Genomic DNA, 255 nt, shown 5'->3' on the forward strand with positions numbered 1-255 from the left:
CGCAAAACACAATGGTCTTGGCGTAGCGGTCGGTGGCCTTGAGGTATTCGGTGATCTTGGCGGCTACCGCCACGTCGCGCTGCTCCAGCACGAGCTTGCGGTTCATGTCGGCGCCGGTGTAGATGCGATCTTCGATGGCGTGGCCGTGCTTGTCCTGCATGCCCGCCGTTGGGCGCCAGCCGAAGGTGTCTTTGTCCAGATCGACGCGGATGACCTTGTACGGCGCGAGGTAGCCGTCTTCGATGCCTTGCTTGA

General features: G+C 62.0%; 1 pseudogene. It reads right to left on the reverse strand.

Annotated elements, in window-relative coordinates:
* Positions 1-255: pseudogene (locus tag NFX52_RS30600) on the reverse strand (type I restriction endonuclease subunit R); the annotation flags it as partial.

It is taken from the genome of Acidovorax facilis (assembly GCF_023913775.1).
Classification (GTDB): Bacteria; Pseudomonadota; Gammaproteobacteria; order Burkholderiales; family Burkholderiaceae_C; genus Acidovorax; species Acidovorax facilis.